General features: G+C 57.3%; 18 protein-coding genes. 12 read left to right on the top strand and 6 right to left on the bottom strand.

The features are described from left to right. Positions 1-76 precede the first annotated feature (76 nt). Genes RX972_RS02800 through RX972_RS02780 form a run of 5 tightly spaced genes read left to right on the top strand, consistent with a single transcriptional unit; the run spans position 77 to position 5402 of the window. The gene (locus tag RX972_RS02800) at positions 77-559 is read left to right on the top strand and encodes a cell division protein (RefSeq protein ID WP_122706694.1); all 483 of its coding nucleotides are present in this window, start codon (positions 77-79) and stop codon (positions 557-559) included. 42 nt (positions 560-601) lie between these two features. Next, a complete protein-coding gene (locus tag RX972_RS02795) occupies positions 602-3037 on the top strand; it encodes an alpha/beta fold hydrolase (RefSeq protein ID WP_316872494.1) in 2436 nt (811 codons plus the stop codon). 54 nt (positions 3038-3091) lie between these two features. Then, on the top strand, positions 3092-4036 hold the full coding sequence (locus tag RX972_RS02790; protein ID WP_316872493.1) for a DKNYY domain-containing protein: 945 nt from the start codon (positions 3092-3094) through the stop codon (positions 4034-4036). A gap of 25 nt (positions 4037-4061) precedes the next feature. Continuing rightward, entirely contained in the window at positions 4062-4928 is an 867-nt protein-coding gene (locus RX972_RS02785) for a hypothetical protein (RefSeq protein WP_316872492.1), read from the top strand. A gap of 57 nt (positions 4929-4985) precedes the next feature. Next, entirely contained in the window at positions 4986-5402 is a 417-nt protein-coding gene (locus RX972_RS02780) for an immunity 22 family protein (protein ID WP_316872491.1), read from the top strand. Between the two features lie 31 nt (positions 5403-5433). Here RX972_RS02780 and RX972_RS02775 read toward each other — a convergent pair whose 3' ends face one another. From RX972_RS02775 to RX972_RS02760, 4 genes are all read right to left on the bottom strand, one after another. Continuing rightward, positions 5434-5910 (bottom strand): thioesterase family protein, encoded by a 477-nt coding sequence (locus RX972_RS02775; protein WP_316872490.1) that lies wholly within the window; start codon positions 5908-5910, stop codon positions 5434-5436. Positions 5911-6002: 92 nt separating this feature from the next. Continuing rightward, positions 6003-6968, bottom strand: coding sequence for an L-carnitine dehydrogenase (locus RX972_RS02770; protein ID WP_316872489.1), 966 nt, complete (start codon positions 6966-6968; stop codon positions 6003-6005). A 213-nt stretch (positions 6969-7181) separates the two neighbouring features. Further along, positions 7182-8069 (bottom strand): 3-keto-5-aminohexanoate cleavage protein, encoded by an 888-nt coding sequence (locus RX972_RS02765; RefSeq protein WP_316872488.1) that lies wholly within the window; start codon positions 8067-8069, stop codon positions 7182-7184. Between the two features lie 73 nt (positions 8070-8142). Next, on the bottom strand, positions 8143-9087 hold the full coding sequence (locus tag RX972_RS02760) for a choline ABC transporter substrate-binding protein (protein ID WP_027900392.1): 945 nt from the start codon (positions 9085-9087) through the stop codon (positions 8143-8145). A gap of 194 nt (positions 9088-9281) precedes the next feature. Between RX972_RS02760 and RX972_RS02755 the strand changes: the two genes are divergently transcribed. From RX972_RS02755 to RX972_RS02725, 7 genes are all read left to right on the top strand, one after another. Continuing rightward, complete coding sequence (locus RX972_RS02755; protein WP_316872530.1) at positions 9282-10226, top strand: GlxA family transcriptional regulator; 945 nt, start codon at positions 9282-9284, stop codon at positions 10224-10226. Between the two features lie 332 nt (positions 10227-10558). Then, positions 10559-11407: a transporter substrate-binding domain-containing protein gene (locus tag RX972_RS02750; RefSeq protein ID WP_027900390.1), complete on the top strand. Its 849-nt coding sequence runs from the start codon at positions 10559-10561 to the stop codon at positions 11405-11407. Positions 11408-11459: 52 nt separating this feature from the next. Further along, positions 11460-12122 (top strand): amino acid ABC transporter permease, encoded by a 663-nt coding sequence (locus RX972_RS02745; RefSeq protein WP_316872487.1) that lies wholly within the window; start codon positions 11460-11462, stop codon positions 12120-12122. 8 nt (positions 12123-12130) lie between these two features. Continuing rightward, complete coding sequence (locus tag RX972_RS02740; RefSeq protein ID WP_316872486.1) at positions 12131-12793, top strand: amino acid ABC transporter permease; 663 nt, start codon at positions 12131-12133, stop codon at positions 12791-12793. Beyond that, a complete protein-coding gene (locus tag RX972_RS02735) occupies positions 12790-13596 on the top strand; it encodes an amino acid ABC transporter ATP-binding protein (protein ID WP_316872485.1) in 807 nt (268 codons plus the stop codon). Before RX972_RS02740 ends, RX972_RS02735 begins: the two co-directional genes overlap by 4 nt. Positions 13597-13641: 45 nt before the next feature. Further along, positions 13642-14031 (top strand): RidA family protein, encoded by a 390-nt coding sequence (locus RX972_RS02730; protein ID WP_027900386.1) that lies wholly within the window; start codon positions 13642-13644, stop codon positions 14029-14031. 210 nt (positions 14032-14241) lie between these two features. Beyond that, a complete protein-coding gene (locus tag RX972_RS02725) occupies positions 14242-15006 on the top strand; it encodes an IclR family transcriptional regulator (RefSeq protein ID WP_122706796.1) in 765 nt (254 codons plus the stop codon). A gap of 114 nt (positions 15007-15120) precedes the next feature. Here RX972_RS02725 and RX972_RS02720 read toward each other — a convergent pair whose 3' ends face one another. Together RX972_RS02720 and RX972_RS02715 are read right to left on the bottom strand one after the other, a co-directional pair. Next, the gene (locus RX972_RS02720; protein ID WP_316872484.1) at positions 15121-16092 is read right to left on the bottom strand and encodes a carbon-nitrogen hydrolase family protein; all 972 of its coding nucleotides are present in this window, start codon (positions 16090-16092) and stop codon (positions 15121-15123) included. Positions 16093-16536: 444 nt separating this feature from the next. Then, the gene (locus tag RX972_RS02715) at positions 16537-17598 is read right to left on the bottom strand and encodes an SDR family oxidoreductase (protein ID WP_231675534.1); all 1062 of its coding nucleotides are present in this window, start codon (positions 17596-17598) and stop codon (positions 16537-16539) included. Positions 17599-17702 lie beyond the last annotated feature (104 nt).

The raw sequence follows: 17702 nt of genomic DNA, 5'->3' as shown, positions 1-17702 counted from the left end.
GCGGGCGAGGGTTAATGTATTTAGCCCGTTAGCAAACCTTTAAATGGCGTCTTCAACGGACGCTGCAGGACGCAGAATGTCGTACTCATTTCTTACTCGCCGACGCTCGTTGGTGATGTGGCTTTATGTGATGGTGTCAGGGCATCTTCTGGCGAGCGTGGTACTTACATGGACCGCTCAGTCTGGCCTGTTCGATAGTTATCTGAGCTCCCTTGAAGAGGTTTTCTGGACCGGCGCGGCGCCGACGTCTGCCCGGGCCCAACAGACGTGGTGGCTCGCCTTGTTTGGCGCGACGCTGCAAAGCTATTCGTTATACATGCTGGCCCTGGTGCACATTGGCAATCGCCAGAAAACGCCGATGGTCTGGGGTTGGCTGATTGCAGGTCTGGTGCTCTGGGCACCTCAGGACATACTGCTCTCAATTCAAGTCGGGGTCTGGTCGCATCTGTGGCTCGACACTTTTGCACTGCTCATGCTGCTGCCACCTTTGGTGTGGCTGTATCGCCTTGACCGTAAGCATCAACGTGGCGCCATAGGGCAGGGACCCAGCAATGTCTGACCGAATGCTTCTGAGTCTGGCTAATTTGCCTGAGGCGCGCGCATGAGCAAGCCACTTCTGTATCTGTTGGCGGGCAACGGCAGTAGCGCCGAATGGTGGGACGACGCGCTGCCTTACTTCGAGCACTATCAGGTTACCGCCCTGGAGCTGCCAGGCTTTGGCAGCAACCCTGAGCCGCCTTGCGAAGACCTGGCGAGCTACTCCGAGGCACTGTTAGCCGCGACCGTGAGCGGCAGCGCTATCGTGGCGGTGGGGGTCAATGCTCTGCTGGTGATGCATGCGCTGCAACGTCGGCCTGGGCATTTCTGCAGGAGCGTCTTGCTGGCGCCGGTGGGTGCGTTTCTCTGGCAACGTCGTTTGCCTGCATTGATGTCGCCACTGCCGATTCGCAAAACCATCCATTGGCTATTGGCCAACAAGCCCACATTGTTTGCCCGCAAGTTCTCTCGGCAGACCTGGCCCGCCAGTCACTATCAGCGCATGGGTGAAGGGTATGCCCGCTGCCGTGCGTTCATGCCGTATTGGGACTTGTTGCGGGCCGACACCGCGTTGCCTTTGCTGGAGTGGGTGCAAGACCCGATCGAGCTGGTCTGGGGCGATCAGGATGGAGTGTTGGGCATTGAGCAGGCAGCGGCATGGTCCGCTATTCTGGCCCGCGCTGACCTGACCATCAGTTTGCAGCCGGGCTGGGGCCATTATCCGTGGATCGATTCGCCCGCTGCGTTCGTACAATGGCTGGAATCGAAGCAGCTCGGATTTGTCGCCCATACCAAAGGTGGACGCTTGCGTCTGGCCGCCTGCGCCGGGCAACCGGTACCGCCGGCGTTGTCACTGGTACAGGGTGACGATCGCGGCCTGTCTGCATTTCTAGCCAGCCAGCCGGATGCTACCTGGGCGGTGCGTTCCTCCAGCTTTGGTGAGGATCAGGCGGACTCTGCGAACGCGGGCCTGAGCACTACTTTCCTGCGCGAACCTTCGTCTAACGTATCTGCACGTGTCACCGAACTGCACGACGCGGGCGTTGAAGAAGTGGTGGTGCAGCGGTTCATCGCGCCGGTGCTTTCCGGAATTGCTTTCGCTCGTCATCTGGCCGTCGAGCTGGAGTGGGTTGAAGGCCACCTTGAATCTTTGGCTGACGGCCAGGCAAGCCCTGAACGCGCTGTTATTTCCCGTCTGGGTGAGTCCTGGAGCAGTCACGCGTTCAAGTCAGCTCACGGTTTGACCCAGGAAAAGCTCTGGGATTTTCTGCAAGGTGTACTGCGGGTCTTTCACTATGTGCCGGGCGATGTCGAGTGGGCGTGGGACGGCCGACAACTGTGGCTGCTGCAGTATCGACCGATCAGTGATTACGGCTGGCGTCGTCACTTGACCGCGGCCAACATCGCCGAGATCCTGCCGCCTCAGCCCAGCCGTCTGGTGGAGTACGCTCAGCGCCGCGCTGCTGGCAGTATTCCGGCAATCATGGCGCGCTGGGATCCTCGGGTGTTGCAGGACAACGAACCGTTTACCGCCTTGTTCGGCGGTGCTTCCTATATCAACAATGATCTGTTTCTCGCTCGCCTGGCCGACTGGGGCGTTGCCTCCAGCAGCTACGCCGGTGAAGTCGGCGGCGCAACGCCGCACCTGCCTTGGCGGCCCATGCGATTGCTGCGTTCGCTGCCACTGTTCCTGCGCATGCAACGCATCGCGCGCGGGCATTTGCTGACGCTGGAAAAGCAATTGCAGCGTTTTGACCGGGAACTCAGCGCCCTCCAGGCACAAGATGCTGATGGCAGGCAGTTTGCCGACTGGTTCACCCGTTTTTATGTGTTCGTGGTGCAGGGCAACCTGTGCATTGCAACCGCACTTGCCAGCAGTGGCGGCGACCTCTTTGGCCGCCCGCCGACCGCTTACCATGACCTTGAGCACTGTCCTCATCGCTTGCCGTGGGAAACTGATCCGGCTACTGCTCGTCCGCCTTTGACAGACCTGCCGTTGCAGCCATTCCCGACATGGTCGAGCGCTATAAAACTGGCGCATTGCGCCGGTTTGCCCGGTCTGCGTGGCTATTATCTGCAAGTGCGAGAGTGGTATCGCGACAATCTGATGAGGGTGTTTTTTCGTCTGCATCACGCCATGCCAATGACTGAACGAGCTTACTGGTTTAAGCCGCACGCGGATGTTCGCAACCGTGCTGGCAGTTTTTGGCAGGACGGCAGTGAGGGAACCGAACACGCCGCCGGGTTCATGATTTATCCGGGGCAAGTGCAGGGTGTTCTGGGTGAGGATATTTTGCTCGAGGACACTCTGGACCCCGGACGTCACGCTCATTATCAGAATGCCCGTGCGGTGATTGCACGCATGGGAGGGCGTCTGTCACATGGCTCGACCCTGCTGCGTGAGCTTCGTAAACCCTCGGCGGTGATGCCCGATGTCGACCCCGCGTGGCTGGGGCGCGAGGTGCGGTATGTCGATGGTGCATTGACGCTGGTCGAGTGAACAGGCGCGCCCCCCCTTGGCGGCGTCAACAGGTTGCTGTGCATGGAGCAGGAAATGCCAAACAGAAGTCGTTCCCTGGAACGCTGTTCGACGGCGCAAATAGTGGTGCTGTGTTTTACGTGTTGGCTGCCGCTGACGAGTCAGGCGTTTGAGACGTTCAGCTGTACCGAAAGCTGGTTTGATACGACCTTTGCCGAGACCTTCGCGAACCCTCGCCCACCTGATCGGGAGCGCGACTGTTCGAAGGAGAAAGATGCTGTGCAAAAAGACAGTTTCCAGATCGTTGATGGCCGCGTGTACTTGGGTGCAGTGTCCCGCGAGCGCGAAAGCCCCTGCAGCGGTACAGGCGTTGGATCAGTAGCGCAGGGGCTCAACCCGGTGTGTTACCTGCCTGCCAGGTTGCAAATCCACGAAACGTTCGAACGACGCACATTCTGGTTGCTCAGTACCGATGCGGCACACTTTCGAGTCGCACGCTCCAGTCAGGCTGGCTTGACGCCTGATCAGGCGAATCAAGTCGCTGCTTACTCAATGGACAGCACCACGGTATATCTCGGTGCTACCCGGATTGAAGGCGCCGATCCCAAGAGTTTTGAAGTCATTTTTCCTTTCGGTGACTATTCAGCGGTCAATCTCAATGCCAAAGATAAGTTGCAGCGCTACTCGTATGCCAGGGATAACCAGCATCTCTTCATTGGTGAATGGTCGCTCCCACCCATCGACCTCACCAAGGTTGAATGGCTGAGCGGGCACTGCACCGGGGAAATAATGGAGTGCCAGAACACCACCTACGCCAAGCCACTGGTAGGTAAAGTCGGGAACGACATCCTGTTTCTTTACAAGAGCGCGCGTCCTACGCTTTTTCGTAACCTCGCTACTGCAGATTTTGAATTGTCGCGGGAAGGTTTCAAGAGCTATGTCATCAGTGGTGGGAAGCGCTACCTGATTGAACACGGGTTCATGGAAGAAGCGAAGCTGGTTGCTCAACCGCAAGGTTGAACCTAAGAAAAGAGGCGTCTAAACAGTGAAAACAATCAAGTGGGTTGATGATGCCGTGCTCGTTGTTGAAGTGGCTGAGGGTGTTTATACCCTTGCCCAGATGCGAGAACATGGCTTGATAGAGTTTTTTGACACCTTCAGAACGGTCGATGAATGGGAGGGCATTGATTTAAATAACAGTCCCATTCTGTTCTGCCTCTTTATTGCCTCCAAGCCGGTCAAGAAACTTTTCCTGCGTTTTTTAGCCGCAGATGAAGTGAAGGTCAATGAACGCCCGATACTCAAAAAAATGCTGAGTTTCAGATGGGTCTCAGAGGACACATACACCGCTGACCTCATAGAACTGAGCGACCGTTACTCGAGTATCGGGGCGAGGGTGCTGAAGTCTGATCTATGCCCTGAGAAAGACCTTGAGATCATTGAAAGTCATGACTTCTGCGGCGTTGCCGGCGACCCGGTCAAGCTGCAGGAAAGGCTGCGGTTTTTTTACGACACGGGGATCAACTGGGATGACAGCAAGCAATTTATTTTTCCGGCACTAAAAACCCCAGAGGCGCTGCTTTTGTCTCGCAAGAAAAGCGCCGAGGCTTTGATATCTGCACCGAATGTAAAAACGGGACTTCAGTTACTGGAAGGGGATGAAGAGCTTCTGGCTAAAATTTATCCTGTGGTCTCTGCACTTTATGCTGAAGTGCTGAAATTACAGGGCGCCGATGCGGCTGATCGCGCGCTGCCGCTGTTCGAAAAAGCAGTGCTGCACATTAATCAGTTTGAAGATGAGATTGAAACGGTAGAGCGCGAGTCCCTGATGGAGGTTCTGTACCAATTAGGGGAAAGAGTCGGCCTGTCCAGAGACACTGAGTTTCTTGAACAGTGGCGGGGCGACTGGTAGCGGCGGGGCGGTTCAATGTTCGAAAAGCCCCGGCGCCAAACATACAAGGGTGCGTCAATGATCACGTACGATTTCGATAATTATGACAAGGTCCATGTGTGGATAGGCACTAGCTTTGCGCCCGAAAGCGAATATCAAAGATATTTTGAACTGGATTACTCCACGGAGGATGGCTTTGATGACCCTGACTACCGGGTATGCGGGTTCTGCAAGGATGTGGGCATCAAATGGTATGACGAAGATTTTATCGGCATCATCCCGCGGCGCGACAACCTGGTCACGGTTGATGAAATCCTGCAGGACGCTCCGATTGATGCAAGTGATTGGGAGAGAGCCAAGGCTGCCTGCGCAGCCTTGGGCATCACCGAAGCCAACGCGATTTTCTGGTACACCGACGGTGATGGGGTAATCAGCGTGCCACCTGAAAATAGTTATAACGGTTTACGCTATCTTGGGTTGTTCGAAGGGAGCTGATTATCGGGCTGTGGTTTGCATGCAAACCTCCTCAAACTTTTGCGTGAAAACCAATGACCCGGCCGAGGAGTGCAGGCTTCGGCAGATCGGACTGTTCAGCGCTTATAGCGTCCAGTCTTTCCCGTGTGGCCTCTGTAAAAACTGTCGCATGCGGACCGGCCAGATCCACGTGTAACAACATCTGCTCATTGCCAGCCAGCTCAGTATCATCGCCGACCAGATGCAAGCTGTGATAGAGATGCAGGCGCTTGGAGTCGTGGGCGATCAGTTGGGTATGTACCTCAACCTCGGCGCCGAGTTTGACTTCGTGCAGATAATTCAGGTGCAGTTCCAGAGTGAACAGCGAGTGACCGCTGACTTCGCGGTTATCACTGTCCAGGCCCAGAGCATCCATCAGCCCGTCAGTGGCGTAGCTGAAGATCAGCAGGTAGAACGCGTCGCGCAAGTGGCCGTTATAGTCGACCCAGGCGGGTTCAACTTGGGTGGTATAGGTGGTCAGTGCTGGCATGTCGGCGATTCCGGGTCGGTGCTCGGGCAAATGTGGGAGCCGGCTTTGCTTGCGTTAGTGATACACAACTCACCGCCGCCAGCTCCAGAGGGTTATTCGGCAAAGGTCATGCCGTGCTTTGTCTTGGTGGTTTTCACTGCCTCCAGTACCGCGAGCAGACAATCATCACGGTAGCGCTCCAACGCTGAAATACTGCGTTCACCTAGCTGGTGACTCGTGCCGTCGACCACATCGTCGATCAGTTTTTCGGTCAGATCCGGCGCAGTCAGGTAGGTCCACGGCAACTGCAACGCCGGGCCGAACTGCGCCATGAAGTGACGCATGCCCGCGTCGCCACCTGCCAATGTGTAGGTGAGAAAGGTGCCCATGAACGACCAGCGCAACCCGGCACCGAAGCGAATCGCGTCATCGATTTCGCCGGTGGTCGCCACGCCGTCATTGACCAGGTGCAGCGCCTCGCGCCATAGCGCTTCGAGCAAGCGATCAGCGATAAAGCCGGGGACTTCCTTACGCACATGCAGCGGGCGCATGCCGAGGGATTCATACACCTTGATCGCCGCTTGAATAGCCTCCGGAGCGGTGTTTTTGCCGCCCACCACTTCAACCAATGGCAGCAGGTACACCGGATTGAACGGATGGCCGACCACGCAGCGCTCCGGATTCACGGAACCTTCGTAGAATGCACTTGGCAGCAGCCCGGACGTACTTGAACCAATCAATACATTCGGCCTGGCTGCCGCGCTGATCTTGCTGTGCAAATCCAGTTTCAATTCCAGGCGTTCCGGGGCGCTTTCCTGGATGAAGTCGGCGTCTCTGACACATTCTTCGATAGTGGCGACAAAGCGCAAGCGGGTCTGGGATGCACCGGGCGCCAGGCCCTGTTGCTCCAGGGCGCCCCAGGCATTGGCAATACGTTTGCGCAGCGCGGCTTCGGCACCGGGCGCAGGGTCCCAGGCGACCACATCCAGGCCATGGGCGAGGGCGCGGGACACCCAGCCGCTGCCGATGACGCCGCTGCCGAGCGCGGCAAAGGTTTTGATTTCAGTGATAAAGCTCATGGCGACGTTCCTGAAGAGTTCGGTGATCAATGTAAAAGCCGACCCGGATAAGGGAGTTGGCTTGTATCTGATCTGGAATACTTTCTGGAGCTCACTAGCATTGCGAGGCAGCGATGGCGGTGGGTCAGACAGGACGCCATCGCTGCCTCGCGGTGCTCGTGAGCTCCTACAGATCCTGTGTTTTCTGCGCAGCGAGTCAGGTCGCGGCAGGCGTCAGCCGCGCTTGGTAAGGCCCATCCTGATGCGGCCTTCCGCCGGGGTCATGACCCGCGCGCCAAGGCGGCTGAGGATTTCACCGGCGCGTTCCACCAGTTGGCCATTGGTGGCAAGCACGCCCTTGTCCAGCCACAGGTTGTCTTCCAGGCCGACCCGCACGTTGCCGCCCAGCAACACCGCTTGCGCGGCCATCGGCATCTGCATGCGGCCGATGCCAAAACCGGCCCACACCGCGTCGGCGGGCAGGTTATCGACCATGGCTTTCATGGTGGTGGTGTCGGCCGGTGCGCCCCATGGAATACCCAGGCACAGCTGGAACAGCGGGTTATCGAGAAGCCCTTCCTTGATCATCTGCTTGGCGAACCACAGGTGGCCGGTGTCGAAAATTTCCAGCTCAGCCTTCACGCCCAGTGCCTGGATACGCTTGGCACCGGCACGCAATTGCGACGGAGTGGACACATAAATAGTGTCGCCATCACCAAAGTTCAGGGTGCCGCAGTCGAGGGTGCAGATTTCCGGCAGCAGTTCTTCGACGTGGGCCAGACGCGTCAGCGGGCCGACAAGATCGGTGTTGGGACCGAACTCCATCGGGTGCTCGCCGCTGCCAATCTCCAGATCGCCACCCATACCAGCGGTGAGGTTGACGATAATGTCGATATCGGCCTCCCGGATACGCTCCATCACTTCGCGGTACAAGGCCACGTCGCGGCTGAATTTGCCGGTATGCGGGTCGCGCACATGGCAGTGCACCACCGTCGCACCTGCTTTGGCGGCCTCGACTGCGGCTGCAGCGATTTGTTTGGGCGTGACCGGTACGTGAGGGCTTCTGGCGGTCGTGTCGCCAGCACCGGTGAGTGCGCAGGTGATGATGACGTCGTGGTTCATGGGGTTGGCTCCTTACAGACGTGGAGATGCCGTTCGCGGCCGGGGTGACCGCGAAACGGGGGTTCAAATCAGGTTATTTACTGCTCAATTGAAGGTTCGCCGCTGCCGGTTTGCCGTCGAAGGTGGTGACGCCTTCCAGCCAGCGCGCCAGATCTTTCGGATTGTCCTTGAGCCACTGCCTGGCGGACTCGAGTGCGTCCTTGTGATCCAGTATCGGCTGCATCATCCGGCTCTCGTCCGCGGAAGTGAACGTCAGGTTGGTCAGCAATTTGTGCACGTTGGGGCACTGTTTGGCATAAGTCGGCGAAGTGACGGTCCACACGGTGGCCATACCCTCGTTCGGTCCCAGAGCGCCATCACTGCCGTTCAGGTACGTCATCTTCAAGTTGACGTTCATCGGGTGCGGCGCCCAGCCGAAAAATACCACGGCTTCCTTACGACGCACGGCGCGGTCTACGGCGGCGAGCATGCCGGCTTCGCTGGATTCCACCAGCTGGAACTTGCCCAGGCCGAACTGGTTTTTGGCGATCATCGCCTTGATCTGCGTATTGGCGCCTGAACCCGGCTCGATGCCGTAAATCTTGCCGCCCAGCTCCTTCTCGAATCTGGCAATATCGGCAAAGGTCTTCAGGCCCTTTTCTGCAAGATAGTCAGGGACGGCGAGGGTGGCGCGGGCGTCTTCCAGACTTGGTTTGTCGAGGACCTTGACTGTCTTCGCCTCAACGAACGGGGTGATGGTCTGGGTCATCAGCGGATTCCAGTAGCCCAGGAACAGGTCCAGGCGCTGGTCGCGGATGCCTGCGAAGATGATCTGCTGGGAAGCGCTGGTCTGTTTGGTCTTGTAGCCGAGGCCGTCGAGCAACACTTGGGTCATGGCGCTGGTGGCGATGACATCGGTCCAGTTCACCACGCCCATGCGCACGTTCTGACAGGATGCGGCATCCGCTGCCATCACGTTGGAGCTCAAAATAGCGGTGACGCTGAGTGCAAGTACGTTACGGCTGATCAGTCGGTTCATGGTGGGGCCCTGGGCAGGTTGTTATTATGGATTTCGGCGTCTTCGTGCGCCGTGAGATCAAGTTACGCGGCCTGACAGGCGACGAAGCGCACGGCGGCGACCGGCTTTTGCACTACGGCGACCTGCCACCCCTTGAATCCGCCCATAACCGGAAGTATCACAGCGTCACGATGCCGGTCCGACGAGAGCGCCACATGGCCCAGGATTTCTATTTTTTGTTGATGCCGGGCTTTTCGGCCATCGGCTTTATCTCCGCTCTGGAGCCGCTGCGGGTGGCCAACCGCTTTGGTGGCGAGCTATATCGCTGGCACGTCTTGAGCGCCGACGGCGGGGCGGTACTGGCGAGCAATGGCATGTCGGTGAACGCTGACGCGGCGCTGGTGCCGCTGGAAAAAGACACAACCTTGCTGGTGGTGGCCGGCTTTGAACCGCTGCAGTTCGTCACCCCGGCCCTGGAGCAGTGGCTGCGTCGGCTCGACCATGAAGGCGTGACCCTCGGTGCCATCGACACAGGTGCCTGCGTGCTCGCCAAAATCGGCTTGCTCGAAGGCTATCGACTGACCCTGCACTGGGAGGCCATCGACGCGTTTAAAGAATCCTATCCACGGCTCACCGTGACCCAAGAGCTGTTCGAGATCGACCGTCGTCGCATCACCTGCGCTGGGGGCACCGCGTCCATAGACCTGATGCTTGATCTGATCGCTCAGGCCCACGGCCCAGAGTTGGCGATTCAGGTGTCCGAACAATTCGTCCTTGGCCGCATCCGGCCGCGCAAAGACCACCAAAGGATGCAGATCGCAACGCGCTACGGCATCACCAACAAGAAACTGGTTCACGTGATCGGCGAGATGGAGCAGTACACCGAACCGCCCCTGAGCACGTTGGTGTTGGCCGATGCGATCAAAGTCACCCGACGCCAGCTGGAGCGCCTGTTTCGTCTGCATCTGAACGACACGCCGAGCAACTTCTATCTGGGCCTGCGCCTGGAGAAAGCGCGACAACTGCTGCGTCAAAGCGGTCTGAGTGTGCTGGAGGTGAGCATCGCCTGCGGGTTTGAATCACCGTCGTATTTCACGCGCAGTTATCGAGCAAGGTTTGCGAAGTGTCCGAGGGAGGATCGGAGGCGGGAGGTGGTTTGAATATCGTTCCTTCGAGCGATCCCTTTCCGATCCGATCCTGGCTTGGGTAACGGTGCTTTCGGCAGCTTGACCCCAGCGAACGCCGCACAAATGAGCACATACGCACCCGATATGAACACACTCGCCATTTACCGTAGCGATTGGTAGCGGTTCCCGACGTGCACTTGCGTCACCCCGATTTTCACAATTTCTCCCATCCCTCTGATTCAAAACACTTTTCAATCCCTCGCTGCATTCGCTCTGCGCCCTGTGGCACGTTTTCTGCTGTTTATTCCGTTGTTACATACCATGTTCCACTATAGCGGAACAAACATCATCCTGGAGTGCTTGCCATGCATCGCCGACCTTCCTTGTTTAAAGCGTGTGTTTTTCTCTGTGCGGCTTCGGCTGCTGCCGTGGGCGTGGCCCAGGCGGCGGACAGCAAGCTCGATAGCGTGCTGGCCCGCGGGAAATTGATCGTGGGGACGGGCAGTACTAATGCGCCGTGGCACTTTCAGGGGGCGGATGGCAAGTTGCAGGGTTTTGATATCGACATCGGGCACATGATTGCCAAGGGTTTGTTCAACGACCCGAGCAAGGTCGAGTACGTGGTGCAGTCGTCCGATGCGCGGATTCCCAATCTGCTGACTGACAAGGTCGACATCAGTTGCCAGTTCATCACCGTGACCGCCAGCCGTGCGCAGCAGGTGGCGTTCACGCTGCCTTACTACCGCGAAGGGGTCGGCCTGCTGCTGCCCGCCAAAAGCAAGTACAAGGAAATCGAAGACCTGAAAGCGGCCGGTGACGAGGTGATCGTGGCGGTGTTGCAGAACGTGTACGCCGAAGAACTGGTGCATCAGGCGCTGCCGAAAGCCAAGGTCGATCAATACGACAGCGTGGACTTGATGTACCAGGCCGTGAACTCCGGCCGTGCCGATGCCGCGGCCACCGATCAATCGTCGGTGAAATACCTGATGGTGCAGAACCCGGGACGCTATCGCAGCCCGGCCTACGCCTGGAGTCCGCAAACCTACGCCTGTGCGGTCAAACGCGGCGATCAGGACTGGCTGAACTTCGTCAACACCACCTTGCATGAAGCCATGACCGGCGTTGAGTTCCCGGCCTACGCGGCGTCCTTCAAGCAGTGGTTCGGTGTGGACCTGCCTACGCCAGCTATCGGTTTCCCTGTTGAATTCAAATGATCCCGAGAGAGCGGGGCGGTGATGAGTCGCCCCGTTCAAGGTACTGCTGACCATGAACTATCAGTTGAACTTTGCCGCCGTGTGGCGCGATTTCGATACCTTGCTGGCGGGGTTCGGACTGGGCCTGGAGCTGGCGCTGGTGTCGATCGCCATCGGTTGCGTGATCGGCCTGATGATGGCGTTCGCTTTGCTGTCAAAGCATCGCGCGTTGCGGGTGCTGGCGTCGATATATGTGACAGTGGTCCGTAACACGCCGATTCTCGTGTTGATCCTGTTGATCTACTTTGCTTTGCCAGGCCTAGGGATTCGTCTGGATAAAATCCCGTCGTTCATCATTACTCTGTCGCTGTACGCCGGAGCGTATCTGACCGAGGTGTTCCGTGGCGGTCTGTTGAGCATTCCCAAGGGCCAGCGTGAAGCCGGACTTGCCATCGGTCTCGGCGAATGGCAAGTCAAAGCCTACGTCACCGTCCCAGTGATGCTGCGCAACGTGCTGCCAGCTCTGTCGAACAATTTCATTTCGCTGTTCAAGGACACGTCGCTGGCGGCTGCGATTGCCGTGCCGGAGCTGACCTATTACGCGCGCAAGATCAATGTCGAGAGCTACCGGGTGATTGAAACCTGGATGGTGACCACAGCGCTCTATGTTGCGGCCTGTTACCTCATTGCCATGGTGCTGCGTTATTTCGAGCAGCGTCTGGCGATCCGCCGATAGGAGGCCCCATGTACGAATCCCCCAGTTGGTTAAATGAGTTGTGGGTTGCCCGCGAAGTACTGTGGCAAGGCTTTTTAACCAGTGTGCAAGTGTCGGCACTGGCGATTTTGCTGGGCACGATGGTAGGTATTGTCGCCGGTCTGGTGCTGACCTACGGCAATATCTGGATGCGTGCGCCGTTCCGTTTTTACGTGGACATCATTCGCGGCACGCCGGTGTTTGTGCTGGTGTTGGCCTGCTTCTATATGGCGCCGACACTGGGCTGGCAGATCAGCGCGTTTCAGGCTGGCGCATTGGGACTGACCTTGTTCTGCGGTTCCCACGTCGCCGAAATCGTGCGCGGTGCATTGCAAGCATTGCCAAGCGGTCAGATGGAGGCGAGCAAGGCGATCGGTCTGACGTTTTATCAATCCCTCGGCTACGTGCTGTTGCCGCAAGCGATGCGGCAGATTTTGCCGACCTGGGTCAACTCGTCCACCGAGATCGTCAAGGCTTCAACGCTGTTGTCAGTGATCGGTGTCGCCGAGTTGCTGCTAAGTACCCAACAGATCATCGCCCGGACGTTCATGACGCTCGAGTTTTACCTGTTCGCCGGATTTCTGTTTTTCGTCATCAACTACGCCATCGAATTACTCGGCCGGCACATTGAAAAGCGGGTGGCCTTGCCATGACTCAACCTTCGCTCTCTAACGTAAAAAGCCCTCAACACGGCCAGGCGCTGCTGGACATTCGCGGTCTGCACAAACAATACGGCAAGCTCGAAGTGCTCAAGGGCGTCGATCTGACCATGCAACGCGGCAACGTGGTTACGTTGATCGGTTCCAGCGGTTCGGGCAAGACCACGCTGCTGCGTTGCGTGAACATGCTTGAAGAGTTCCAGGGCGGGCAGATCGTGCTCGATGGCGAGTCCATCGGCTATGACGAAGTCAACGGCAAGCGCGTCCGGCACTCAGATAAAGTCATTGCCCGCCACCGCGCGATGACCGGCATGGCGTTCCAGCAGTTCAACCTGTTCCCGCACCTAACGGCGCTGCAAAACGTCACGCTGGGTCTGTTGAAGGTGAAGAAACTGCACAAGGATCAAGCCGTGGCCCTGGCCGAGAAATGGCTGGAGCGCGTCGGCTTGCTGGAGCGCCGCGATCACTTTCCCGGCCAGCTGTCCGGCGGCCAGCAACAGCGTGTGGCGATCGCCCGGGCGATTGCGATGAACCCGAGCCTGATGCTGTTCGACGAGGTTACTTCGGCCCTTGACCCGGAACTGGTCGGTGAAGTACTGAGCGTGATCAAGGGTCTGGCAGACGAGGGCATGACCATGCTGCTCGTGACCCACGAAATGCGTTTCGCTTTCGAGGTTTCGGACAAGATCGTTTTCATGAATCAGGGGCGTATCGAAGAGCAGGGGCCACCCAAGGAGTTGTTCGAACGTCCGCAATCACCGCGTCTGGCCGAGTTTCTAAAGAACACGCGGTTCTGATTTTATTCAAAACCATTCTTCACATTTCAAACAGGAAAAACACTCATGAGCATTACTCGTTACGGCACCGGCAGCTCCGCCGCCGGCGGTACGCCTCGTCCTTTTGCACGCGCCGTTGAAGCCGATGGCTGGCTGCACGTTTCTGGCCAGGTGCCTGCAGTAGAGGGCGAGATCATTGTGGGTGGTATCGTCGAGCAGACCCACCAGACCATGAAGAACCTGATCGCGATTCTCGAAGAGGCCGGTTATGGCCTCGAAGATGTGGTGCGTGCCGGTGTATGGTTGGAAGATCCAAGGGATTTCACGAGTTTCAACAAGGTATTCTCGGAGTACTTTAAAAGTGAGCATGCGCCGGCACGGGCTTGTGTGCAGGCGAATATGATGGTCGATTGCAAGGTTGAAATCGACTGCATCGCTTACAAGAAAAAGGCCTGAACACTGCGCTCGTTTTGGTAGGAGCAGCAGGCTGGTTGCTGTTGGAGCGAGGCTCGCCCGCGAAGAACGATGACGCAGCAGGGCTGACTTACCGCCTTGTCTTCTTCGCGGGCGAGGCTCGCCAGCAGATCCATGTTTGCTGCGCGACAGCGCGGCGCCTGGACGACGAGGGCGCTTCTACAGGACGAATTTGATTGGGAAAACACCGACATGACCGAAGACACCATCAAGCGCCGGGCACGCGGTCTGGACCGGGCGTTCGATATCCTCGATTTCCTCAAGGAAATCGGCCAGCCGTTGCGTCCGAATGAAATCGCCAGCGGCATCGGCAGCCCCAAGTCCACGGTCTACGAACTGGTAGCCTCGCTGCTGGAGCGGCGCATCCTTGAACCGGTTGGCAAGGACGGTCACGTCTACCTCGGTCGTCAGCTGTACTTCCTCGGACAAGCGCATTTACGTCATTTCGACCTGACCCGCGAGGCAGATCATGCCCTCCAGGAAATCGTCAGCCAGACACATGAAACCGCGCAGATGTGTCTGCTCAACGGGCGCAAATACACAGTGGCCTTGATGAAGGAGGGCGAGCGGCATTTTCGCATCTCCTCGGACATCGGTGAAAACGCCCCGATCCCGTGGACCGCGTCCGGGCGTCTGCTGCTAGCGCATTTGAGCGACCAGGCAATCATCGACCTGATCGACCACGACGACTTCATCCTGCCCAACGGCGAGCGATTGCCGCTGGAGCAGTTTCTGGGTGAGATCCGTCAAGCGGGCATCGATGGCTTCTTCTCCTTCGATAGCGTCGCCGACACCTTCACCCATTGCTTCGCCGCGCCGGTCAAAGACCCGAACGGCATCGCCATTGCGACCCTGTGCATCGTCGCGCCACGTGCCGATGCGAAGAGCAATTATGACCAATATCGCCGGGTACTGATCGACAGCGCCAATAGCCTTGGCCGGCGTATCAACGAATAACCGCGGCTGTCTGCGCTCGCAAAAAAGCCCGCTAAGGCGGGCTTGTCTTGTGGGGTATTAACAGAATGTCGCGTAAAGCAGGACTCCCGCTTGCCTTGCTTGTTTTAGCTCACATCAATCCTCAAACGTCACAACATTTTGACGGCGCCGGTCAACGACAAGTCGCGTCACGTCTGGTCGGGAATAATGCCCAACCTGATCAAGGTTCTGCCGCTCGCGGCGTACTTCATTGCGGTCCAGCGTCGCGACCAACAAGCACTCTTCACCGACGGCGGGTGGAATGACCCAGTCACCATTTGGTGCAGCAATACATGAGCCGCCGTTTGCGAGGATCTCTGGGCAATTTGCGAGGATCAAGTCCAGGTGCGGCGTATCGGATGGAAAATCTTCACGCCGCATCAGCGCCGATACCGAGATGGTGAAGCAACGCCCCTCTTTGGCAATGAAGCGAGTGATGTCGTCAGTATTGCGCAGGTTGCCGGGCCATAGAGCGACATGCAGATCTTCACCTTGGGCATACAGTGCGGCACGCGACAGGGGCATCCAGTTTTCAAAGCAGTTGAGACCGCCGACGGTAAATGACCCGACCGGGTGGACTTGCAAACCATGCCCGTCACCCGGTGACCATGTCAGGCGCTCTTCGTAGGTAGGCATCAACTTGCGATGCACTGAACCAATCACGCCATCGGCGCCGATATGAACCCGCGAACAATACACGCTGTAGCCGCCACGATCTGCTGCCCGCTCTATACAACCCAGCATGACAGCGATGTTGTGTTTGGCAGCGGCAGCACAGACGGCATCCAGATGCCCGGCCTCTATCTGTACTGCCTGCTTTAGGTAGTAAGCGTGGATATCTTTTTGTATCGAGCAGTTGAAGCGCGCTCCATCGGTCAGCTCCAGCCAGAAAGGGTAGCCGGGCAATAGGGCTTCGCCGAACGTGACGAACTGGCACTGTTGCTCTGCAGCACGTCCAATGTAATCGACTATTTTCTCAAGCGTTGCTTCGCGGTTAAGCCAGATGGGTGCAATCTGTGCCAGACCAACAGTTAATAGATCCGGATTTTGAGTGTGACTGGATGACATCGGTTATTTCCTTAATGAAGTAAAGTAACTCGCACGCGATAGAAATTCGCTTGATTAATAATGCACCCGGGTTGGGCGGTTATTAGTACAAGACAATACTGTAGCGCTCAGGGCGCTGTTCTCGCCTGATGAGTGACATAGGTTTAAACGGACATATAAATTTCTGAAAATGCTAATTGAGCATCGATCAGTTATTAACAAACTGTTTGATATCTGGCAGTGCAACAGTTGCTATGGAGTTACTGTCTACGAGCATATCCTACCCGGTGCAGCGGCAGGTGCCAGCCCCCCACAAATCAAATGCGCAAGATTATGCAAGTCTCCGATCAAGGCGGAATCGGTGGGCGTGCCGCTGATGTAGTGGAGTCGCGGCTGACCAAATTTGGGAGAGATTGAAAAGGGGCCACGAAGGCCCCTTTTCAAGATATGCGTTTTTGAAACGACTTAAGGTATCAAGCGCATCTCGCGTAGTTTGTCGAACACGTCGAAAAAGGCTTGATCGCTTGCTTGGTGAGCAGTGAAGCCCAATGCACGGCTTTTCGACATGTCCGTTACAACTTCGATGGGGCGACCGAGGTCTGCATCGGTATGCCATGGGGATATCAGGCGACCAATATCGGATTCTTTCAGGCCATGCTCTGCGACTATCTGCGTCCATACGGCCTGGTCTTCGGCCATTTGCTCCTCAAGGGGAGAAAGTGAAGCGGGATAATCGGCAGCAGACAAACCGAAGTACTCGGCGATCCTGCTCCACATCCATTTCCAGCGGAACACATCGCCATTAGTGATATTGAATGCCTGATTGGCCGCAGCCGGTGTAGTGGCCGCCCAAAGCTGTTGTTTCGCCAACTGCCGTGCGTCCGTCATATCGGTGAGGCTGTCCCACTGAACTCTTGATCCGGGAAACACAAAAGGGCGATTGGTTTTTTTGCAAATCGACGCATAGACGGCGAGGGTGGTTGCCATGTTCATCGCGTTGCCCACGGCAACCCCTGTGACGGTGTGCGGGCGATGAACGCTCCAGGTGAAGCCGTCCTTCTCAGCAGCGGCGAAGAGTTCGTCTTCCTGGGCATAGTAGAAGTTTTCGACATCCAGCCGACCCTGTTCCTCGCGGAACGGTGTTTGCGGAAGGCTACCTTTACCATACGCTTCGAATGGGCCGAGGTAGTGTTTCAGCCCGGTAACCAATGCTACGTGCTCAACGCTCCTGGCCGGGCGAATCGCAGCGAGTACGTTACGTACCATGGCGGCATTAACGCGAATGTTCTCGGCTTCCGTGGCTTGCCGTGACCATGTGGTAATGAACACGTGGGTTGGCTTCAAATCCGCCAGCGCTTTTTCCAGCGAAGCAGGATCCTGAAGATCTGCCGCGACAGGGATCACGCCTTGCACTTGCGACGGGCTCCTCGATAGCGCGGCGACCTGCCAGTTGTTGTCAATCAGTAACTGCGTGATGGCGCTGCCGACGATGCCGCTGGCGCCCACAACCAATGCTGTCTGGGTCATAAGTTTCTCCTGGATTTAGGTTTGGGAGTCCTCTAAGCAATAGAGGTTCAACCTAAACCGGATTCGCATTGGCGGTAAAGGTTTGACAAGTAGCCCTTACGAAT

This window comes from Pseudomonas syringae group sp. J309-1 (assembly GCF_032582135.1).
Classification (GTDB): Bacteria; Pseudomonadota; Gammaproteobacteria; order Pseudomonadales; family Pseudomonadaceae; genus Aquipseudomonas; species Aquipseudomonas quasicaspiana.
This window is presented reverse-complemented; position numbering and strand designations above follow the sequence as displayed.